The following is a 21,626-nucleotide window of genomic DNA, read 5'->3' as shown; positions in this document are numbered from 1 at the left end:
GTTATTTTATAATAAAAAATAAGTTAAAAATTATGTGAGCATCACATTTTTATAAAAAACTTAGTTTTTTATTGTTTATTAAAGTAAATTTAGTCTATCTTACAGTGTTCGACGAATAAAACCATTTTCTTTTTTTAGTCTCACTCTGGCTTGCTCTGCATTTAAACTTGAAAGAATCATCAAAATAGCAGTTTTACAATGCTTATTACTTTCGGCTAATGCGGCAATGGCTTTTTCTCGACTGCAATCGGTAGCCTGCATAACAATGGATATTTGTCGTTCAACAAGTTTTGCGTTGGTAGCTTGTACGTCAACCATTAAATTACTATAGACTTTGCCGATTTTTATCATGCTGGCAGTGGTTAACATGTTAAGGACTAATTTTTGTGCTGTACCTGCTTTCATTCTGGAGGAGCCAGTAATTACTTCTGCACCAACAATTGGTGTAATAGCAATATTGGCTAAATTAATCATTGGTGCTAATGGGTTACAGCATAAGCTGATCACTGTTGATCCAATTGATTTAGCATATTGCATAGCACCTATTACATAAGGTGTGCGCCCACTAGCTGCAATGCCAACTAAAACGTCATTTGAGTTAAAATTAATGTTTTTTAAGTCAGTAATTGCCAGTTCTGGGTTATCTTCGGCGTTTTCAATTGCCTTAAAAATAGCTGTTTTGCCTCCAGCAATTAAGCCAATAACTTGTTCTGGTGATGTGCCATAAGTTGGTGGACATTCACTTGCATCTAAAATACCTAATCGGCCTGAAGTGCCAGCACCTATATAGATTAGTCTACCTTGATTTGAAAATGCTAAACTAATCGCATCAACGGCTTTTGCGATATTGGGTAGCTCTTTTTCAATAGCCAATGCGACTTTTTTATCTTCATTATTGATGATTTGTAGCATTTCTAATGTTGAACAGTTATCTATTTTTTCGCTATTAGGATTACGACTTTCTGTTAGCATCGATGATAGATTAATGTGATTCATTATTTTTTAACCCTAACCATAATAAAAATATAACTAAAGCAAATAAGCTCCCAAAACCAACACCGATAGCAGTAACCGATAAATTTAAAGCAACGGCTAACGTATAAAGCCCTAACATTATCATCATCGCTGAGTATTCACTTAGGTTTTGTACCGAAATAACACTGCCAGCACCGACCAAATCTTTCCCCATTTTTTGAATAAAAGCATTTAATGGTACCAAAAAGAAGCCACCTAATGCTCCGATAATAATGAGTAAAATATAAGACGAAATTATGTTGCTTTGCAAAGTGAAGGCAATTACCGCTATACCCATCATTATACCAGCAGGAACGCAGCGTAAGGTTTTGTTAATAGAAATAAATGTACTAGCTAGACCTGCGCCAATAACAATACCGATAGCAACTATTGCATTAAGGTTTGTTGGTGTTGCGTTATCATGAATATTTAAGATAGCTGGAACCCAACTGATTAAAAGAAAACGTAAAGTAATACCTGCTCCCCAAAACAAACTAGTACCTAATAATGTAAATAAGATCTGCTTATTGGTGAAGGTAATTTTGATTGTGTTAGCAAAATCCTTGATCATGCCTATAAATTGCCATGAAATATTTTGTCGTGCAGCAGGTAATTTAGGAATAAAAAAGTTAGCAATAACAGCTAGCCCATACACTAACACGCACGCAAGTAAGGAAGCGTTCACATTAAGATCGGCAATATGACCACCAGCTAGCGAACCAAGTAAAATGGCTGCAATGGTTGATGCTTCTATTAACCCATTTGCTTTAACTAAATTATCACCTGTCGTAAGTTCACCTAAAATTCCGTATTTAGCAGGGGAATATGCCGCAGCGCCTATACCGACTAGAAAATAGCCAGCAAAAGGGCTGATGTTTAAACAGATGCAACCAGCACCTAGTAATTTTATACTATTTGAAATCATCATTGCCTTACCTTTTGATATGCTGTCAGCAAATTGCCCCACAAAAGGTGAAAGTATGATAAACGGTGCGACAAAACTAATTTGTAATACCGATTGGCTCCATGTTGGATAATGTAAATTCTTAATGAAAGCTAAAATAGCAAAAAAGATTGCATTATCAGCAAATGCTGAAAAAAACTGCGCAAGCATGGTTGCAACCATGCCTTTGCTTAATAGAGAATGTTGTTTCATGTGACATCCTTTAGTTTATTCATCAGCCATTTTTCGTAAAGTAATAAAATCAATTTTCCCCGTACCTAGTAGCGGTAACTCTTTTACTATACGAATATCACGAGGAATAGATAGTGCTGGAATGCCCAATTCTTGAGATGCCTGATTAAGTTGCTCTCGATTTAATTTTGTTGAGGTAGTAAATAAGACAATTGCTTCCCCTTTAGCTGCATCGGCTTTGACTGTTGCACCGTGCATTGCATCAGAGTCAACTTTTTTTGCTAAGGATTCAACACTTTCCAATGAAACCATTTCACCAGCAATTTTTGCAAATCGTTTCAAGCGTCCTTTAATTGTCACAAACCCATCACTATCAATAGCAACGATATCACCGGTATCATACCAACCTTTTTCGGCTTGTCCATTTTCATCAGCTGCTACTGGTTCTTCAAGTTTGCCGGGATTTTCCACCCGTAAATAGCCTTTCATTACATTAGGCCCTTTGACTTGCAATTGACCTCCATCGCTAATGCCTGGAATGTGAATTAATCTTGATACCATGCCTGGAAGTAATCGCCCTACAGTCCCAGCTTTAAATGCCATAGGAACATTAAGGGCTACAACAGGTGCACACTCGGTAACGCCATAGCCTTCTAAAATACGAATGCCATATTTATCTTTCCATTGTTCTCGTACTGCATCTGATAATTTTTCGGCACCTGCAACAACATAGCGTAAACGCATAAAATCATATGGGTGCGCATAACGGGCATAGTTTGCCAAGAAAGTTGGCGTACCAAATAAAACCGTACAATTTTGGTCATAAATAATTTCAGGGACCATACGGTAATGTAATGGATTTGGATATAAAAATGTACGGCTACCTGAAAATAGCGGTAAAAATAATCCAGCTGTAATACCAAAAGCATGGAATAATGGTAGAGCCGACATGAAGCGATCTGCAGGGGTTGGATCTATAACCGTTCGAATTTGTTCAACATTAGCAAGTAGGCTTCCATGACTATGAGCAACACCTTTAGGGTTCCCCTCTGAACCAGAGGTAAACAGTACTAGTGCTTCGTCATCGCTTGATTGTTGGTATTTAATTAAGCGTGGAATATATTGATGCACTGCAACATAAAGCTTATCTTTTAAAGTTAAGTTTTTACGCAAATCTTCAAGAAAACACCATTTAACGTCTTTGATTTCTTCAAGTAGATAATCAAGTTTACCTTTTCTAATAAATTTGCGTGAAGTAATAATCGTTTTGATTTCAGCAGCAGTAATGGCACAGTTTAAGCCTTTTGTTCCCGCAGTATAGTTAAGCATTGCTGGAATTCGATTTTTTACTGACAAACCAAAAATAGTTGCAACAGTAATGGTTGCGTTGGGTAATAAAACACCAACTCGCTCTTTATTTTTAGTAATTTTGGCAATAATACAACTAACACCTATAATTTGTTTTAATAAACTGCGATAAGATGCTTCGTGAGTTGTCGGGTCTTGTACCATTCTTGATTTCACGCCATAGCGAACTTGTGCTTCTAATAATGCTTCAAACAGCGTTAATTTTGGACGACTTGCCATGCGTGCGTTCATCATAATTTGATGAAGTTTTTCACCTGCAATATAACGCCTTTCACTAGCTTTAGGCGCATCGGGCATTGGAATAGATGTAGGGTTAAGTACATGAATGGTTATTTTAGGAAATAAACGACGTTTAAATAAACCTTTTAAACGACTAGTTAAAGTAAATTCAGCGCCTTCGATCCACACTGGTACAATGGTAGCTTGAGAGCGAGCAGCAACAAAAGCAGCACCATCATAAATTTTCATTAATGAGCCAGTTATAGTAATTCTTCCTTCGGGAAAGATCACTATAGGACGACCTTTTTCGATTTCTCGAACTAATCGCTTAATTGCCATTGGACTGACTGGGTCCATTGGCACAAAATCAACATAACGCTTTGCTAAGCGAACTAACCAATGATTAATATAACCCGAATAAATAGCAAAGACTGGTCTTACGGGTAAAAATACGCCGATTAGAATACCATCAAGAAAAGATACATGATTAGGGGTAATGAGAAGTCTATCTTGTTTTAAGTTTTCAAAATTACCATGAATTCTTACATGAAATAGGATCTTTAAGAAAAATTTTAATATTTTAAATAGCATCTGATTTCTCAAATATCGTGCAATATTACACGCTGTAATAATAGTGAAAATATAGAAGATATACAAGAACTGCGATTTTTGTTATATAAAACAGTTTTTTATGGTTTAATTAACAATAAATCTTGATCTAAAAAATAGATAATAGATACTAAAGTTCAAAAAATATAGAAAATCAATTAAGGAATAAAAATGCTTATTTTAACGGCCAATGATATTGAAAGATTTTATACAATGAAAGATGCGATAGCTGCAGATAAACAAGCTTTGAAAATCTATAGCCAAGGAAACAGTGATGTGCCGTTACGAATAAATTTTGATATGCAAAAGGGACAATCCTTGTTTATGCCCGCACATATTAAAGGTAGCGATATTGTGGGTATAAAAATTGTTTCGGTATTTCCTGACAATCCTAAATTGGGTAAACCATCAGTACCAGCTCAAGTTTTAATGTTAGATCCGCAAACAGGTGAAGTCTGTGCTATGTTAGATGGCACTTTTGTCACTCAGCTTCGTACAGGAGCCGTTCAAGGTGCAGCAACCGATTTGCTGGCGCGTAAAAATGCTAGTCGAGCAGTGTTGATAGGTACTGGTGGGCAAGCTGTATCTCAATTAGAGGCAATGTTAACTGTTCGTTCACTTACTGATGTCGCTATTTTTGATATTGATACACAAAAAGCGGAACAATTTACAGAAGAGATGAAATATCGTTTTGCTCATTTTTCTACTAACCTTTATTTTTCAAAAAATTTGGATGATGACATTAGTCAAGCTGATATTATTACTTCGGTTACAACCTCAAAAGTTGTGACATTTAATGGCGAAAAAGTAAAACCTGGCACGCACGTTAATGGAGTGGGTGCTTATACGCCAGAAATGCATGAAATTCCTGAATGTGTAGTTGAAAAGGCTAATATTCGGGTAGTTGATACTAAAGAAGGCGTATTTGCTGAAGCAGGTGATATTATTGATCCAATTAAACAAAAATTGGTATCAGAAGATGATTTTTTAGAGTTAGGAGATTTAGTGATAGATCCAACCCAATGCCGTCTAAATGATCAGCAAGTCACGCTGTTTAAAACTGTTGGTACAGCTGTATTAGACGTGTATATTGGCTACGATATTTATCTTAAAGCAAAAGAAAAAGGAATTGGTACGTTTTTATAATACTTAGATATCAAGTTAGTATAATTTTGTGTCAAAAAGTTTCAGGTAACTAGGTGTTTGAGTATAAAAATTAGCTTTTTAGTTCTTCTTTTTGTGAACGCCTAAGTAATGCCACTGCGGCTTGTTTTGGATCTTTATTTTCATAAATAACTTGATAAATTTGTTCAGTGATAGGCATATCTACATGATATTTTTGAGCTAATAACCAGACTTCTTTTGTATTGTTGCGACCTTCAACAACTTGGCCAATAGCATCTTGAGCTTCTTGAATGGATTTATTTTGGCCAAGTAACATTCCAAAACGACGATTACGGGATTGATCATCGGTACAGGTTAAAACCAAATCACCTAATCCAGCCATTCCCATAAAGGTTGCTGGATCTGCCCCTAATACTGCACCTAAACGCATCATTTCAGCAAGTCCACGTGTAATTAATGCTGTTCTGGCATTGGCTCCAAAGCCAAGACCATCAGATAATCCAGCACCAATAGCGATAACATTTTTGATTGCACCACCAAGTTGCACTCCAATAAAATCTTTGCTGCTATAGACTCGGAAGCTTTTGCTACAATGAAACAAAGTTTGCAGTTGATTTAAAAAATGCTCATTAGTTGATGCTACAGTTACTGCTGTTGGTAATCCAGATGCGACTTCTTTAGCAAAAGTAGGACCAGAAATGACCGCTAATGGAATCTTATTGCCCAAAATCTCCTCTGCAACATCTTGTAATAATCGGCCAGTATTAACTTCAAGTCCTTTTGTAGCCCAGACAATTTTTGTATCTTGGCGTAAAAAAGGTTTGATTTGAGTCAAAATACTTGCAAAAGCATGACTTGGCACCACAATAAGTAAAATTGGCGCAGCTAAAACTGCCGTTTTTAAATCAGTTTCAATTTGTAACAGATTTGGGAAAGGAATATTCGGTAGAAACTGTTTGTTTTGCCTATCATGCTGCAAAATGGTCATTTTATCAGGATTGTGCCCCCATAATAAAGTTGAGTGACCATTTCTTGCCAGCAAAATAGCTAAAGAGGTCCCATAAGATCCAGCGCCAATTACTGTTACTGCAGCATCTTTTTTCATAATAATCTAATAAATTTATTATCAGTTAATTGTAATACAATGACTATTGTAGTGTTTCTTTTGATTCAGCTTCAGCTTGTTGTTGCTGAATATAGTTCATAAATAGTGCTTCAAAATTTACTGGTTCTAAATTCACTTGTGGGAATGTACCTTTATTCACTAAACTTGAAATTACTTCACGAGCATAGGGGAACAAAATATTTGGACAATAAGCACCAACACAATGTTGAATTTGGCCTTCGTCAAATCCGACAAGTGAGAAAATACCCGCTTGAGTAACTTCACAGATATACACAACTTCGTTTTGTTGTTTTACTGTTACAGTGACACGAAGTGCAACTTCATATACATTTTCACTTAAAACTTGCGAAGATGAATTTAATTCAAGATTCAGTTCTGGTTGCCATTGTTTAGTAAAAATTTCTGGAACATTATTAGTTTCAAATGAAACATCTTTAGTATAAATACGTTGAATAGCAAACTGTGTTTCTGGTTGTTGTGTATTGTTTTGTTCTGTCATGATAAAACCTTATTTTTTATAATATTATTTTCTAACTAATGGTAAATTCTCGCCGTTCCATCCAGCAATACCATCTTTTAATACAAAGACATTTGAAAAACCTTGTTTGACAAGTATTTCACCTATACCTGTTGATGATAAACCATTCTCATCAATTAAAATAATGATATTTTCTTTAAACTTTTCAATTGTTTTTGCACTTGCATTTTTAATGTCGATAGGCAAAATGTTATGAGAATCTGTTATATGCCCTTTTTTGAAGCTATCAGCAGAGCGAATATCAATAATAACTGCATCTTGTTTATTTACCATATGGATTGCCTGAGCATTATTGATAACTTTAACTTTAGATAGTTTTCCTTTAATGGTTAGTACAATGATTGCAATAAACAGCACAATCCAACCTAGGGACAGTAAAAAATGATTTTTTACAAAAGGTAGAATTTCGAGTGTTATAAAGTCCATATTTGTATGATTACCTAGTCATTTCAATATAAGGTGAGATTATAACGATATTATGCACTGAAATACAGCACCAATAAGAAAATCTTGCTATTTTATAAAAAATATTTATTTAATTTTAAGGGATAGGTTAATGAGATTGAAACAATTTATCTTTTGGGTTTGTGTTGTATTTTCCATTATTTCTCCGGCGTTTGCTGATGATTCTTCTGAATTTAATAAATTTAATTCTCAAACTATTGAAGACGAACCTTTATTAGCTAATTATTATTTAGAAAATGGTGATTATCATCAAGCTTATGCTGAACATATTTTAATAAACAAATTTCTGAGTTAAAGAGAACAAAACTTCGTAACGTAAAAATCAAACATTCAGAATATTTCCCGCATTATGACTATGATCCCGATTTAATTTGTCGTGATTTTTTGCGTGAATTTGATGCAGATGCGCCCGATTTCTTTAAATATAATGATTGTATACAAAATGATAAAGAACAATGAAAACCTCTTAAAGTTATTTATAAAATTGAGGGTAAATATGCAAAACAAGCACATCAGTATTTAGCTAACACCATGGGAATAGGTGAACTTAAATTAATTTGCTGTTATTGGGGTACGGATGTTTATCCTTCTACATCTTTTGTAAATCCTAAAGATAATATGCTGTATCACGTGGTGTTTAGTTCAGAAGAAACGATTGAGCATGACTGGAATAAAATAACTTTTCATTTGAGCATTGAAGCACTGCGAGAAGATATATAGAGCATAAAAATTGGGTTTAATTTTTTATATGACTATTTTGGTGCATTATTCTGGTGCTTATTGCATTATTTTAGTGCAACTGTAATATTTATGTTACTATAGCTACTTATAAAGCCACCAAAAATAGAGTTAAAAAATTGGCATTATATTTGCATACGTTATAGCAATTTGGTAAGAATACCTTAAAAACTGAATAATTATTATTTGTCCTCAATGGAGAAGATACATGTCTATACTAAAAGTTTTAACACAAATTAAAGAAAATGATGTTAAGTTTGTTGATTTACGTTTTACCGATACAAAAGGTAAGGAGCAACACGTTACAATTCCTGTTAGTCAAATTGATGACAGCTTTTTTGAAGATGGTAAGATGTTTGACGGTTCATCAATTGCAGGTTGGAAAGGTATTAATGAATCAGATATGGTGTTAATGCCAGATACATCAAGTGCTGTTATCGATCCTTTTTTTGAAGATGTGACATTAAATCTCCGTTGTGATGTTTTAGAGCCTGCAACATTACAAGGATATGATCGTGACCCACGTTCAATTGCTAAACGTGCCGAAGAATTTTTAAAATCATCAGGTATTGCTGATACTGTTATTTTCGGCCCTGAACCAGAATTTTTCTTATTTGATGATGTTCGTTTCGGTTCGCCAATGTCAGGTAGCTTTGTACATATTGATGATATTGAAGCGGCCTGGAACTCAGGTACTAAATATGACGAAGGCAATAAAGGCCATCGTCCAGGTGTAAAAGGTGGTTATTTCCCACTTCCTCCGGTTGATTCATCACAAGATATCCGTTCTGAAATGTGCTCAATTATGGAGCAACTTGGCTTAGTGATTGAGGCGCATCATCATGAAGTTGCAACAGCAGGTCAAAATGAAATTGCCTGTCGTTTTAATACGTTAACTAAAAAAGCTGATGAAGTGCAAATTTATAAATATGTTGTACAAAATGTAGCACACGCATATGGTAAAACCGCGACCTTTATGCCAAAACCAATATTTGGTGATAATGGTTCTGGTATGCACTGTCACCAATCATTGGCAAAAGATGGCGTAAATTTATTTGCTGGTGATAAATATGCGGGCCTTTCTGAAATGGCATTATTCTATATTGGCGGTATTATTAAACATGCGAAAGCAATTAATGCATTTACAAACCCTGCAACTAACTCTTATAAACGTCTTGTCCCGGGATATGAAGCACCAGTTATGCTTGCTTACTCGGCCCGTAACCGTTCAGCATCAATCCGTATTCCAGTTGTGACTAGCCCTAAAGCTCGCCGTATTGAAGTTCGCTTCCCAGATCCAGCTGGTAATCCATACTTATCTTTTGCTGCGCAGTTAATGGCTGGTTTAGATGGTATTATCAATAGAATTCACCCTGGTGATGCAATGGATAAAAACTTATATGACTTACCACCAGAAGAGTCTAAATTAATTCCTCAAGTTGCGGGTTCACTTGAAGAAGCACTTAACGCATTAGATGCAGATCGTGAATTTTTAACACGTGGTAATGTATTTACTAACGATGCTATTGATGCATACATTGATTTAAAACGTCAAGATGTTGATCGTGTACGTATGACACCTCACCCAGTTGAGTTTGAAATGTACTATAGTCTATAAGCTATATAGTAATTTAACCTATCAAACCACCGTTAATTTGCGGTGGTTTCTAATCAGGACGGAAAACCAACGATGACATTTGATAATGAATCTGATGCTAATCTTGTTCTCGATTCTATGATTACAAGTATTTTATTACTTGATACTAAGCTTAATATTCTGTATGCCAATATTGCTGCACAGCAATTATTAGCACAAAGTTCAAAAAAATTATTAGAAAGTTATCTTCCTGATTTGCTGGGATACTTTTCTTTGGATATAAATTTAATGCTCAGTACATTAGAGCAAAATCAGGGTTTTACAGATAATGAAGTCAATTTAGTTATTAATAATGAATTACATATTTTAACGTTGACAGCTCAACTATTAGGTAATGGACAGATTTTAATTGAAATGACGCCATTAAATAGCCATAAACGCCTTAGCCAAGAACAATTGCAACAAGCGCAACAGAGTGCAGCTCGTGAATTAGTTCGTGGACTAGCTCATGAAATTAAAAATCCTCTCGGAGGGCTTCGAGGCGCCGCTCAATTATTATCACGTGAACTACCTAAAAATGAATTGCAAGATTACACAAAAATTATTATTGAACAAGCAGATAGATTAAGAAATCTGGTAGATAGGTTATTAGGTCCACAGCAGCGATTACAACAAAAAGAACAAAGTATTCATCAAGCAATAGAACGTATCTATGCTTTGCTGTGTTTGGAAAAACCAATCAATATTAAAATTCTGCGTGATTATGATCCAAGCTTACCTGATTTTATTCATGACTCCGAACAAATAGAGCAGGTAATTTTAAATATTGTTCGCAATGCTTTACAGGCTATCGGATCCAATACTGGCACAATTATTATCAGGACAAGAACTGCTTTTCAGATCACTTTACATGGCCAGCGCTATCGTTTGTGCGCTCGTATTGATATTGAAGATACTGGACCAGGTGTGCCTGTTCATATACAAGATACTTTGTTTTATCCTATGGTGAGCGGGCATGAAGGAGGTACAGGTATTGGACTTTCGATTGCAAATAATATTGTTGATCAACATCATGGTAAAATTGAATTTAATAGTTGGCCTGGGCATACTCAATTTTCTGTCTATTTGCCAATTAGGCAGTGAGGTAAATAAAATGAATGTGTGGATTGTTGATGATGATAGCTCTATTCGATGGGTATTAGAAAAAGCATTAACTAATGCTCATTTTAACTGTGTTAGCTTTGAGAGTGGTAAGCAAGTTATTGATGCATTAGATACATATGTACAAAAACCAGCTGTACTAATTTCTGATATTAAAATGCCAGGACTTGATGGTTTGACATTGCTTCATCATATTAAAGATCAAATGCCGAATTTGCCAGTTATTATTATGACTGCTCATTCCGATCTAGATGCAGCAGTAAATGCCTATCAAAAAGGTGCTTATGATTATATTCCTAAACCTTTTGATGTGGACGAAGTTATTCAATTGGTTGAACGTGCGATTTCACAAACTCAAAGTAATAAAACCAATAATAATACAACAAGTAAAGCATCGACCGGCATTATTGGTGAAGCACCTTCAATGCAGGAAGTTTTTCGTATTATTGGTAGGCTTTCCAAATCATCAATTAGTGTATTGATTAATGGTGAATCAGGAACGGGGAAAGAATTAGTTGCAAAAGCATTACATATCCATAGCCCTCGCTCACAATCCCCTTTTATTGCGCTAAATATGGCAGCCATCCCTAAAGATCTTATTGAGTCAGAACTTTTTGGACATGAAAAAGGGGCGTTTACTGGAGCGGCTCAAATTAGGCACGGTAGGTTTGAACAAGCGAATGGTGGTACATTATTTCTAGATGAAATTGGTGATATGCCACTTGATGTTCAAACTAGATTATTAAGGGTGCTTGCTGATGGGCAATTTTATCGTATTGGCGGTTATTCACCTGTCAAAGTAGATGTCCGTATTATTGCAGCTACTCATCAAGATTTACAAGCTAGGGTTCGTGAGGGTAAATTTAGAGAAGATCTTTTTCATCGTCTAAATGTAATTCGCATCTTATTACCACCGCTACGCGATCGAATTGAAGATATACCAAAACTATCAGAACATTTTTTACATACAACCGCCAAAGAATTGGGGGTAGAAAGTAAAGTATTCAGTTCGGAAGCTTTAAATGTTTTATGTCGCTTTAATTGGCCAGGTAATGTTCGTCAACTTGAAAATATTTGTCGCTGGGTTACGGTGATGTCTTCAAATAAAGAGGTTTTAGTTCAGGACTTGCCTCCAGAATTGTTGCAATTATCGACAGTTAAAACAGTGGTTACAAATGAAAATACCACATTGCCTACAAGCCACTTTTCTCAACAAGAAGTTGATTGGAAAGTATTGCTGGAACAATGGGCAAAACAAGCTCTAATAGATGGTAAAACAGGAATTTTGACTGAAGCAATAAATGATGTTGAACGAATCTTACTAAGAAGTGCACTTAATTTTACTCGAGGTCACAAACAAGATGCTTCTCATCTGTTAGGCTGGGGGCGAAATACATTAACTAGAAAACTTAAAGATTTATCGCTTGATCCCACTAAACACCCTTAATCACCAATATTAATTATGCTATCGAACAAATCGATAGCTTTTTAATCCATTCATTTGAGTGCTATTTAATCTATCTTTTATCACATATTAAATTTTTAAATAGTTAAAGTGCATTGAATAGAGCAAATTTTTTGGTTACAATCTTAATGTAAATGATAATTATTATAATTATCGTTTTTTGTTTTTTATTTGGTTGATAATTAGGAGTTACAATGTATTCATATATCAAAGTGAAATTTTTAGTTTTGCTTGCTGTTTTGCTTGTTTTGGTTGGATGTGACAATAAAAAAGAACAGCAAACCTCTGCAAATACGCTTACCATTGAACATGCTCAAGGTAAAACCGATGTGCCTGAAAATCCTAAAAAAGTTGTTGTTTTTAATACTGCAACACTTGATATCATGGACGCATTAAATATTCCTGTGACAGCAGTGCCTCAATCAGATGTACATTATCCAACTTTCTTATCTAAATATGGACGCAAAGACTACACTAATGTGGGCACTTTATTTGAACCAAATTATGAAGTTTTAAGTTCAATTCAACCAGATGTTATTGTTGCTGGAGGTCGCGCTACTGATGCTTATAAAAAATTGAATGATATTGCTCCGACGATTTCTTTAGATATTGACCCAAATAATTTTTTAAGTAGTTTAACTCAAAGAACAGAACAATTAGGCTCAATCTTCAATAAACAAAATGAAGCTAAGAAACTTATTGCCGATTTTAATCAAAAAATCGAACAATTGAAAACCAAGACAACTACTGCTGGCACAGCACTAGTGATTATGATTAATGGCGGTAAGATGTCGGCTTATGGCTCAAAATCTCGTTTTGGTTTTGTGTTTGATGTGCTCGGTTTTCAGCCAGCAACTACTTTCCAAGAAGCTGGTCGTCATGGTAATGCTGTTACCTCTGAATTTATTTTGAGTGTTAATCCGCAGTGGATATTTGTGTTAGATAGAGATAATGCAATAGGTAATAAAGAAGCTCAGTCTGCACAACAAGTACTTGACAACGAATTGATCCGAAAAACTGCTGCATGGCAACAAAACCATATTGTTTATTTAGATTCTTCTTCCATGTATATTGCTGGCGGTATTCAAACCTATAGCCGTTTGATGGATCAAATAGGTGTCGCTTTGCAAAGTGAACCAGCGCATTAATGTAAAGCATGATTAAATCATTTTATTTTATTGCAGGTATGTTCATTTTATTGATCATGACTGCAATAAGTTTATTTATTGGTGCAGGGCATGTGACACTATTTGATTTATGGTCAGATAGCAATATGCGTGAGATTTTTTTTGTAAGCCGTATTCCTCGAACTGTTGCCTTATTGTTAGCAGGTAGTGCCATGAGTGTTGCAGGTTTGATTATGCAATTATTAACACAAAATCGATTTGTTGAACCTTCTTTAGTTGGCACTACTCAATCGGCTAGTCTTGGCTTATTAGTTATGATGGTTTTAGCTCCTGGCGCTAGTGTCATGACTAAAATGGTTGTTGCTAGCCTATTTGCTATGATTGGCACAATGATATTTATGGCGATTTCTCGAAAGATTATTTTAAAGTCAGCAATAATGGTACCTCTTATTGGCATTATGTTAGGTGCAGTTATTAGCGCTATTACTACATTTTTTGCCATGTATTTTGATTTATTACAATCACTTGGTGGTTGGGAATCAGGTGATTTTTCAGCTATTTTAAAAGGTCGTTACGAATTATTATGGTTGGTGGGTGGTTTGACATTACTTGCTTGTTGGTGTGCGGATCAGTTTACTGTAGTTGGCTTGGGGCGTGATTTTTCTATTAATGTAGGGCTTAACTATCGTCGTGTTATGTTAACAGGACTTATTGTTATTGCATTAATTGGTGGTATTGTCGTTGTAGTTGTTGGAGTTTTACCATTTTTAGGATTGATTGTACCAAATATTGTTAGTTTATTATTTGGGGACAATGTTCGTAAAACCATTCCATGGATCTGTTTGTTTGGTAGTGGATTAGTTTTAATTTGCGATATTATTGGGCGTGTAATTCGCTATCCTTTTGAGATCCCCGTGAGTGTTATTCTTGGCGTAGTTGGCGCTATTATTTTTTTAATATTGTTGAGTCGAAAACGTCATGTTAGTTAATCAAAAACGCCATATTTTGTGTCAAAAAAGAGTTCTTTTATTGTTAATTATTGCTTTAATATGCATAACATGTTTTATGACCTTCAACCTTAAAGGCAATATTAGCTATATTTTGAAGCATCGAACGTGGGTAATGCTAACTATGATTTTAGTCGCTTTTTCGGCTGCGACATCAACACTGCTTTTTCAAACAGTTACCAACAATCGAATATTAACACCTTCTATTATGGGATTCGAATCACTATTTGTACTTATTCAAACTGTTGTAATCTTTTGTATTGATTCACAAGGTATTCCTTATATTGGTATTATTGGTAAATTTGTATTCGAATCACTTTTATTAATTTTATTCTCTTTATTTTTATATCGAGGCTTGTTTACTAGACTCAAGAAAAATTTACATTTGGTATTATTAATAGGAATTATTTTAGGCACATTATTCCGTAGTTTTTCTAATCTATTGCAACGCTTAATGACCCCGTCTGAATTTGCTGTGCTTCAAAGTCGTATTTTTGCTACATTTACGCGTGCAGAGCCTGTATTGATTATCTTTTCGTTAGTAATAGTAGCTATTGTTGGTCTATTTTTATGGCAAATGCGATTTAAATTTGATGTACTTGCGTTGGGTCGGGATAATGCAATCAATTTGGGTATCGATTATCAAAAAAGTGTCACTATTATATTATTGCTAGTTTCAGTTTTAGTGTCAGTGTCAACGGCATTAGTCGGTCCATTCACTTTTTTAGGGCTTTTAATTACTAATTTAGCTTATAGTATTAGTGGATCAAGCCAACATCGTTTTTTGCTACCTACTGCTTTTTTGTTAGGTGTTATTTTTCTGGTCGGTGGACAAATGTTCTTAGAGCGAGTATTAAATATGGTTGGTGCATTATCCATTGTCATTGAATTCATTGGTGGTTCTTTGTTTATCTTCTTATTATTAAAAAAGGTTCCAAAGTGATAAAAATTGATAATGTTAGTAAAAACTATCAAACAGTATCTGTATTAAAAAATGTCAATGCGACGATTTCACAAGGTGGAATTACTGCTATTATTGGTCCAAATGGGGCGGGAAAATCGACGCTATTATCAATTATAAGTCGTCTTCTATTAGCTGATGAAGGACAAGTTAAAATTCAAAATATGGATGTTGTTAATACGCCAAGTGATAAACTTGCCACTTATTTATCAGTATTGAGACAAGAAAACCGTTTTACCAGTAGATTGTCTGTTTTTGAACTAGTTGGATTTGGGCGTTATCCTTATACCAAAGGGCGTTTAAATGCTGATGATTATAACCATATTTATCGAGCGCTCGATTTTTTAGATCTTACTGAATATAAAGACCGCTTTTTAGATGAATTATCTGGTGGTCAACGGCAACGAGCTTATGTTGCTATGGTGTTATGTCAAGATACTGAATATGTATTACTTGATGAACCACTCAATAATCTTGATATGAAACATGCTGTTGCCATGATGAAACAATTGCGCCGCGCAGCCGATGAGCTGGGTAAAACCATTGTGATTGTTATTCATGATATCAACTTTGCATCCGTATATTCAGATTACATCTTAGCGATGAAAAATGGTGAATTAATATACCAAGGCAATTCACAACAGATTATGAAAGCCAATATTTTAGAAGATATATTTGATACACCGGTCAAAATTGAAAATATTCACAATCAAAATATTGCTATTTACTATTAACAAATACAATGGAAATTAATTAATCTTAATAGTAAAAAGTTACAATTGTTTAATTAAGTAAATAAAAATTATTGTTTACTATTTATTTCTAACCATGTTAAATAATTGGCAATATTTTTGTTGAGATAATTATAATGAAATTACAGGAAATAGCACTTTTAGCTGGTGTATCAAGGACGACGGCCAGTTATGTGATCAATGGAAAAGCCAAAAAGTACCGCGTTAGTGATAAAACAGTCGAAAAAGTTATGTCGGTGGTGAAAAAACATAATTACCAACCCAATGCGGTAGCAGCGGGGCTTAGAGCAGGTAAAACCCGGACTATAGGCATTATTATTCCTGATTTAGAAAACAACAGTTACACTCGCATAGCTAATTATTTAGAACAATTGGTAAGAAAGGAAGGATATCAATTACTAATTGCATGTTCCGAAGATAATCCACAAGTCGAAAGAGAGTGTGTCAAACACCTTCAGCAGCGTCGCGTAGATGCCTTAATTGTTTCTTCTTCGTTTGTTTTTGCTCAAGATTATTTTTTTTATGATGACTGGCAAAACGAAAAGATTCCATTATTTGCACTTGATCGAATATTATCCATCTCTAAATTTAGAAATATTGTAGGTGCAGATAAACAAGATTCTAAATCACTTGCTCAAGCATTTAATAACTTTGTACAAGATTCAGTGGTTTATATAGGAGCCTTACCAAACTTATCTGTTAGTCAACTTCGTTTAGATGGTTTTAAAGATATCAAACTTGACAATTGTAATAAAGTTGATTTTTTATATGCAAATAACTATAGTCGACGAGATGCTGATTTAGCCTTTAGTCAATGGCTAGAAAGTCATGAATTGCCTAATGGCATATTTACTACCTCTTTTTCTTTATTACAGGGGAGCATTGATGCAATTTTAAGAAAATTTGGGCACTTACCCGAGAGTTTAACTATTGCTACCTTTGGAGATAATGAATTGTTAGATTTTTTACCATGTAAAGTTATATCACTTTCACAAGATCATAAAGAAGTTGCCGATGTAACAATAAAACTGTTTTTAAACTATCTGCATAACAATAATTACCAATCGGGCACAACAATAATTCCAAGACGATTGATCTATCGAGGTAGCTTAAGCCGTTAAGGTATTAATAGGCATAAAAAATATGTTAATTTTAAAACAGTTCAAATTAAAAAATAAGATCCAGATCACAAATTACTTATTAATAGACATAATTTATTTGATAATTAATGTTTATTTATTCATTATTGCTGAAACGATTCAATTGATTAAAGGATTTGTATTTTCTAAGTCATTTTAGTCGACCCAACATTATTAACCCAGAGGTATTTATTATATGTTTCATTTAGTTAAAGAAAATATTCATTTAAATGAACAAGCTACCAATAAAACTGAAGCGATAAAAAAAATTGCTACGGCATTAACCAATGCAGGATTTGTTGAAGATGGTTATGTCGATGGAATGCTAGAACGAGAAGCACAAGCAGCCACATATCTGGGTATAGGCCTTGCTATTCCCCATGGAACTACTAAAACTCGCCATTTAGTCAAAAAAACAGGGGTACAAGTATTTTGTTTTCCTAATGGTGTTCAATGGGGGGATGATGGTGAAAAGGCCTATCTTGCAATTGGTATTGCAGCAAGCTCTGATGAGCATTTAGAATTACTCCGTCAACTAACTCACGTACTTGGAGCTGAAGGGGTAGAGGAGCGAATTAAAAAAATTCAGTCAGCCGACGAAGCAATTGCTATTTTAACTGGTAAAACAAGTTCTGAAGATAGCCAATTTTCTATAAATGAATCTGCATTATTATTGGATATTCCTGCTGATAGTTTAGCAACTTTACAAGCATTAAATGCATCACGTCTAAAACAGCAAAATGCTGTAAATTCAAGTTTTATTGCCGATGTGTTGGACAATAAACCTACATATTTAGGTGATGGAGTTTGGTTAAATGATAGCAAACAAGGTAATTTAAAAAATGCTATGGCGATTAGTCGCACCATCAGTAATATTAATGAAGATGGTAAGCCTGTTAAGTTACTCATCACCATATCAGCAGTTGATGATTCTATTTCTGATATTGTAAATAATATTGCAACTTTAGTTTTTAACCAAAAATTACAATTACTATTATCAGCAAATACAGGTGATCTTATCAGCCTTCTTTTATCTGGTTCTGCGACAATAGAATCTAATAAGTCAGAAATCCAATCGACATCTTCAAATGAGTCGACTGTGGCTGAATCGAATAATGAATCATTAAGTCGTGAATTTATTATTCCAAACGAAAATGGCTTACATACACGCCCATCATCAGTACTAGTAAAATTAGTTAAAGAGTTTAATTGTAAGGTTACTGTCGCTAATTTAGATGGTAAAGGTGAACCAGTAAGTGCAACGAGTTTAATGAAAATTGTTGCGCTAGGCGCTAAAAAAGGTAGCCGATTACGATTTACTGCAGTAGGTGAAGATGCTACTCAGGCGCTTGATGCTATTGGTAAAGCAATTGGGGATGGTTTAGGTGAGGGGACTGAATAATGACTTATCGTGTCGCAACAATAACTTTAAACCCAGCTTATGATCTTTTGGGTTTTTGTCCCAAAGTTGAGCTTGGTGATGTTAATTTAGTCCAAACCAATGCATTACTTGCTGCTGGCAAAGGTATCAACGTTGCTAAAGTTTTGTCGGATTTAGATGTTCAATTAACTATTGGCGGTTTTTTAGGTAAAGAAAATCGTGATGGTTTTAACTTATTATTCAAATCATTAAATGTGATTGATCAATTTGAAACAATTGAAGGTCGTACTCGCATTAATGTTAAATTAACTGAGGAAAATAGTGAAGTGACTGACCTTAATTTTTCAGGCTTCACGATTAGCGAGCAAGATTGGCAACGTTTTGTTACAAATTCTCTTGAATGGCTAAAAGATATTGACATGGTGGCTATCAGCGGTAGTTTACCTGCTGGAGTATCACTTGATAAATTTACTAAGTGGATGGAACAAGTTAAAGCGATTTGTCCAAAGATCGTATTTGATAGTAGCCGAGATGCATTAGTTGCAGGATTAAAAGCAAAACCATGGTTAATTAAACCCAATGACAAAGAGCTAGAAATGTGGGTAGGTCGCAAATTACCAACATTAGAAGATGTTAAAGCAGCTGCTATGGAGTTAGTTAACGACAGCATTGAAAATGTAGTGATCTCGTTAGGAAGTAAAGGAGCTTTGTGGGTAACTAAAAATGAAGCATGGCTTGCAAAACCACCAAAATGTCATGTAGTTAGTACTGTTGGTGCCGGTGATTCAATGGTCGCCGGGTTGATGTATGGCTTAATGACTAATCGTTCAATTAAAGATACTTTAGTCTTTGCATCAAGTGTTGCAGCTTTATCAGTTGGGCAAGCTGGTGTTGGTATATCTGATTGCCAAGCTGTAAATAATATGCTAGAAAAAATTGAAATAATTTCTGAATAGGAGTATTCATGAATATATATATTATTGAAGGTAGTAATACAGGCCCAGTAAATGGACGTTTGGCTAAAGCGGAATTAGCTTTAGCCGCAAACGAATTAAATCTAAATCTGGTTGATAATGCAACATCGGCTGATGTTATAGTTGCAGTAGGCTCTGGAACTATCAGTGATAAAGCAGTTGTTGGTAAAAAGGTTTATGCCGTTGATGATTTAAATCAAATTTTTGCTAACCCAAAACAGATTTTAACAGATGCGCAAAGTAAAGCGAGTGTTTATCAACAAACAGCCGAAGCTATGTCTTCACCAAGCAATAATACCAGTGTAAAACGTATTGTTGCGGTAACCGCATGCCCAACAGGTGTTGCTCACACCTTTATGGCAGCAGAAGCGATTGAAGAGGAAGCCAAAAAACGTGGATGGTGGTGTAAGGTTGAAACACGTGGCTCAGTTGGTGTCGGTAATGAATTAACACCAGAAGAAGTGGCTTCAGCCGATGTTGTAATTGCGGCTTGTGATATTGATGTTGATTTGAGTAAATTTGCAGGTAAAAAACTTTATCGCACCAAAACAGGTCCAGCTCTGAAAAAAACAGCACAAGAATTTGATAAAGCATTTGAAGAAGCAACCGTATATCAACCGTCATCAAATACTTCAACCGCTAAATCAAGCAACGAGAAAAAAGGTATTTATCAGCACCTTCTAACAGGTGTATCTTATATGTTACCAATGGTGGTTGCAGGTGGTTTGATTATTGCGCTTTCATTCGCTTTTGGTTCATTTGAAATGGTTGATGGAGTACAAAAATTAATTGGAGAATCGCACTTAGCTGAAATCGGTGGTCTTGCTTTCTCACTTATGGTGCCACTGCTTTCAGGTTATATTGCTTATTCCATTGCTGACAGACCCGGTCTTGCACCAGGACTTGTTGGCGGTTTACTAGCAGTTTCGACGGGCGCTGGCTTTTTAGGTGGAATTATTATTGGTTATTTTGCAGGTTATCTAGCACTATTAATCACTAAATATTTACCATTACCAAAAAGTCTAGAGGCATTGAAACCAATATTAATCGTACCACTATTTGCAACGCTTATTACCGGTCTTGTGATGCAATTTATTGTTGGTACGCCTATTGCGTGGTTAATGAACGTTGTAACAGTATGGTTAAATTCAATGGGTACGGCCAATGCCGTTATATTGGGCGCTATATTAGGTGGCATGATGTGTACTGATATGGGTGGACCAATAAATAAGGTTGCCTATGCATTTGGTACAGGTTTAATTTCAGCGCAAGTTTATGCCCCAATGGCAGCGGTTATGGCTGGGGGCATGGTTCCACCTTTAGCAATGGGAATTGCGACATTGATTGCGCGCAAAAAATTTGCTAAAACTGAACAAGAAAGTGGTAAGGCTTCATTGGTATTAGGCTTATGCTTTATTTCAGAAGGAGCAATTCCATTTGCTGCGCGCGATCCATTACGTGTTATCCCATGTTGTATTGTTGGTGGTGCTATTACTGGTGGTATGGCGTTAGCCTTCGGTTCAACATTAATGACGCCGCATGGTGGTTTATTTGCTTTAGCAATTCCAGGTGTTGTTAAACCAGTAGTTGGCTACTTATTGTCTATTGTTGTTGGTGCCGTTATTGCTGGTGTAGCATATGCATTTATTAAACAACCAGAGTCAGAATCTGTAACTGCTGCGTAATTTTAAACATATAAATAAAAGCGCCATCAAGTGATGGCGT

The 21,626-nt window shown here is 35.1% G+C and carries 19 protein-coding genes and 1 pseudogene; 14 read left to right on the top strand and 6 right to left on the bottom strand.

The features are described 5' to 3' along the window. Positions 1-99: 99 nt before the first annotated feature. The 3 genes from murQ to aas are packed head-to-tail and all read right to left on the bottom strand — an operon-like array spanning position 100 to position 4,327. The gene (gene murQ / locus GYW75_RS05345) at positions 100-996 is read right to left on the bottom strand and encodes an N-acetylmuramic acid 6-phosphate etherase (RefSeq protein WP_065589386.1); all 897 of its coding nucleotides are present in this window, start codon (positions 994-996) and stop codon (positions 100-102) included. After that, positions 983-2,170 (bottom strand): lysophospholipid transporter LplT, encoded by a 1,188-nt coding sequence (gene lplT, locus GYW75_RS05340; protein ID WP_174798698.1) that lies wholly within the window; start codon positions 2,168-2,170, stop codon positions 983-985. The genes murQ and lplT overlap by 14 nt, the downstream gene beginning before the upstream one ends. 15 nt (positions 2,171-2,185) lie before the next feature. Beyond that, positions 2,186-4,327 carry a bifunctional acyl-ACP--phospholipid O-acyltransferase/long-chain-fatty-acid--ACP ligase gene (aas, locus tag GYW75_RS05335; protein WP_174798697.1) on the bottom strand — a complete coding sequence of 714 codons (2,142 nt, stop codon included), beginning with the start codon at positions 4,325-4,327 and terminating at the stop codon, positions 2,186-2,188. A 189-nt stretch (positions 4,328-4,516) separates the two neighbouring features. Between aas and GYW75_RS05330 the strand changes: the two genes are divergently transcribed. Then, positions 4,517-5,491 carry an ornithine cyclodeaminase family protein gene (locus GYW75_RS05330; protein ID WP_065589389.1) on the top strand — a complete coding sequence of 325 codons (975 nt, stop codon included), beginning with the start codon at positions 4,517-4,519 and terminating at the stop codon, positions 5,489-5,491. A gap of 70 nt (positions 5,492-5,561) precedes the next feature. Here GYW75_RS05330 and gpsA read toward each other — a convergent pair whose 3' ends face one another. The 3 genes from gpsA to GYW75_RS05315 are packed head-to-tail and all read right to left on the bottom strand — an operon-like array spanning position 5,562 to position 7,560. Further along, a complete protein-coding gene (gene gpsA, locus GYW75_RS05325) occupies positions 5,562-6,578 on the bottom strand; it encodes an NAD(P)H-dependent glycerol-3-phosphate dehydrogenase (RefSeq protein WP_411578402.1) in 1,017 nt (338 codons plus the stop codon). 40 nt (positions 6,579-6,618) lie between these two features. Continuing rightward, positions 6,619-7,095 carry a protein-export chaperone SecB gene (gene secB, locus GYW75_RS05320; protein WP_065561473.1) on the bottom strand — a complete coding sequence of 159 codons (477 nt, stop codon included), beginning with the start codon at positions 7,093-7,095 and terminating at the stop codon, positions 6,619-6,621. A gap of 24 nt (positions 7,096-7,119) precedes the next feature. Beyond that, a complete protein-coding gene (locus GYW75_RS05315; RefSeq protein WP_065589391.1) occupies positions 7,120-7,560 on the bottom strand; it encodes a rhodanese-like domain-containing protein in 441 nt (146 codons plus the stop codon). Between the two features lie 130 nt (positions 7,561-7,690). Here GYW75_RS05315 and GYW75_RS05310 point away from each other — a divergent pair, with 130 nt between their 5' ends. The 13 genes and pseudogenes from GYW75_RS05310 (at position 7,691) to fruA (ending at position 21,586) form a co-directional block, all read left to right on the top strand. Then, entirely contained in the window at positions 7,691-7,894 is a 204-nt protein-coding gene (locus tag GYW75_RS05310; protein ID WP_174798695.1) for a hypothetical protein, read from the top strand. Positions 7,895-8,070: 176 nt separating this feature from the next. Then, positions 8,071-8,319: pseudogene (locus GYW75_RS05305) on the top strand (hypothetical protein); the annotation flags it as partial. A gap of 226 nt (positions 8,320-8,545) precedes the next feature. Then, on the top strand, positions 8,546-9,955 hold the full coding sequence (glnA, locus tag GYW75_RS05300; RefSeq protein WP_174798693.1) for a glutamate--ammonia ligase: 1,410 nt from the start codon (positions 8,546-8,548) through the stop codon (positions 9,953-9,955). A 72-nt stretch (positions 9,956-10,027) separates the two neighbouring features. Beyond that, complete coding sequence (gene glnL / locus GYW75_RS05295) at positions 10,028-11,077, top strand: nitrogen regulation protein NR(II) (protein ID WP_085164323.1); 1,050 nt, start codon at positions 10,028-10,030, stop codon at positions 11,075-11,077. Positions 11,078-11,087: 10 nt separating this feature from the next. After that, the gene (glnG, locus tag GYW75_RS05290; RefSeq protein WP_174798692.1) at positions 11,088-12,542 is read left to right on the top strand and encodes a nitrogen regulation protein NR(I); all 1,455 of its coding nucleotides are present in this window, start codon (positions 11,088-11,090) and stop codon (positions 12,540-12,542) included. A 212-nt stretch (positions 12,543-12,754) separates the two neighbouring features. Beyond that, a complete protein-coding gene (locus GYW75_RS05285; RefSeq protein ID WP_174798691.1) occupies positions 12,755-13,708 on the top strand; it encodes a siderophore ABC transporter substrate-binding protein in 954 nt (317 codons plus the stop codon). A gap of 11 nt (positions 13,709-13,719) precedes the next feature. Then, positions 13,720-14,676 (top strand): ABC transporter permease, encoded by a 957-nt coding sequence (locus GYW75_RS05280; protein ID WP_174798709.1) that lies wholly within the window; start codon positions 13,720-13,722, stop codon positions 14,674-14,676. Continuing rightward, complete coding sequence (locus GYW75_RS05275) at positions 14,666-15,637, top strand: iron chelate uptake ABC transporter family permease subunit (RefSeq protein ID WP_174798690.1); 972 nt, start codon at positions 14,666-14,668, stop codon at positions 15,635-15,637. Before GYW75_RS05280 ends, GYW75_RS05275 begins: the two co-directional genes overlap by 11 nt. Further along, complete coding sequence (locus tag GYW75_RS05270) at positions 15,634-16,389, top strand: iron ABC transporter ATP-binding protein (protein WP_065589397.1); 756 nt, start codon at positions 15,634-15,636, stop codon at positions 16,387-16,389. Before GYW75_RS05275 ends, GYW75_RS05270 begins: the two co-directional genes overlap by 4 nt. 134 nt (positions 16,390-16,523) lie before the next feature. Continuing rightward, positions 16,524-17,528, top strand: a complete 1,005-nt coding sequence (gene cra, locus GYW75_RS05265; RefSeq protein ID WP_174798689.1) for a catabolite repressor/activator — start codon at positions 16,524-16,526, stop codon at positions 17,526-17,528. A gap of 214 nt (positions 17,529-17,742) precedes the next feature. Beyond that, entirely contained in the window at positions 17,743-18,948 is a 1,206-nt protein-coding gene (gene fruB / locus GYW75_RS05260) for a fused PTS fructose transporter subunit IIA/HPr protein (protein WP_085164314.1), read from the top strand. Then, positions 18,948-19,883, top strand: coding sequence for a 1-phosphofructokinase (fruK, locus tag GYW75_RS05255; protein ID WP_174798688.1), 936 nt, complete (start codon positions 18,948-18,950; stop codon positions 19,881-19,883). The genes fruB and fruK overlap by 1 nt, the downstream gene beginning before the upstream one ends. Before the next feature lie 8 nt (positions 19,884-19,891). Then, complete coding sequence (gene fruA / locus GYW75_RS05250; protein WP_174798687.1) at positions 19,892-21,586, top strand: PTS fructose transporter subunit IIBC; 1,695 nt, start codon at positions 19,892-19,894, stop codon at positions 21,584-21,586. The last annotated feature ends 40 nt before the right edge of the window (positions 21,587-21,626 follow it).

Source organism: Gilliamella sp. ESL0232 (assembly GCF_013346885.1).
Taxonomy (GTDB): domain Bacteria; phylum Pseudomonadota; class Gammaproteobacteria; order Enterobacterales; family Orbaceae; genus Gilliamella; species Gilliamella bombi.
The sequence above is the reverse complement of the archived record's forward strand: the minus strand, read 5'-3'. Positions and strand labels throughout refer to the sequence as shown.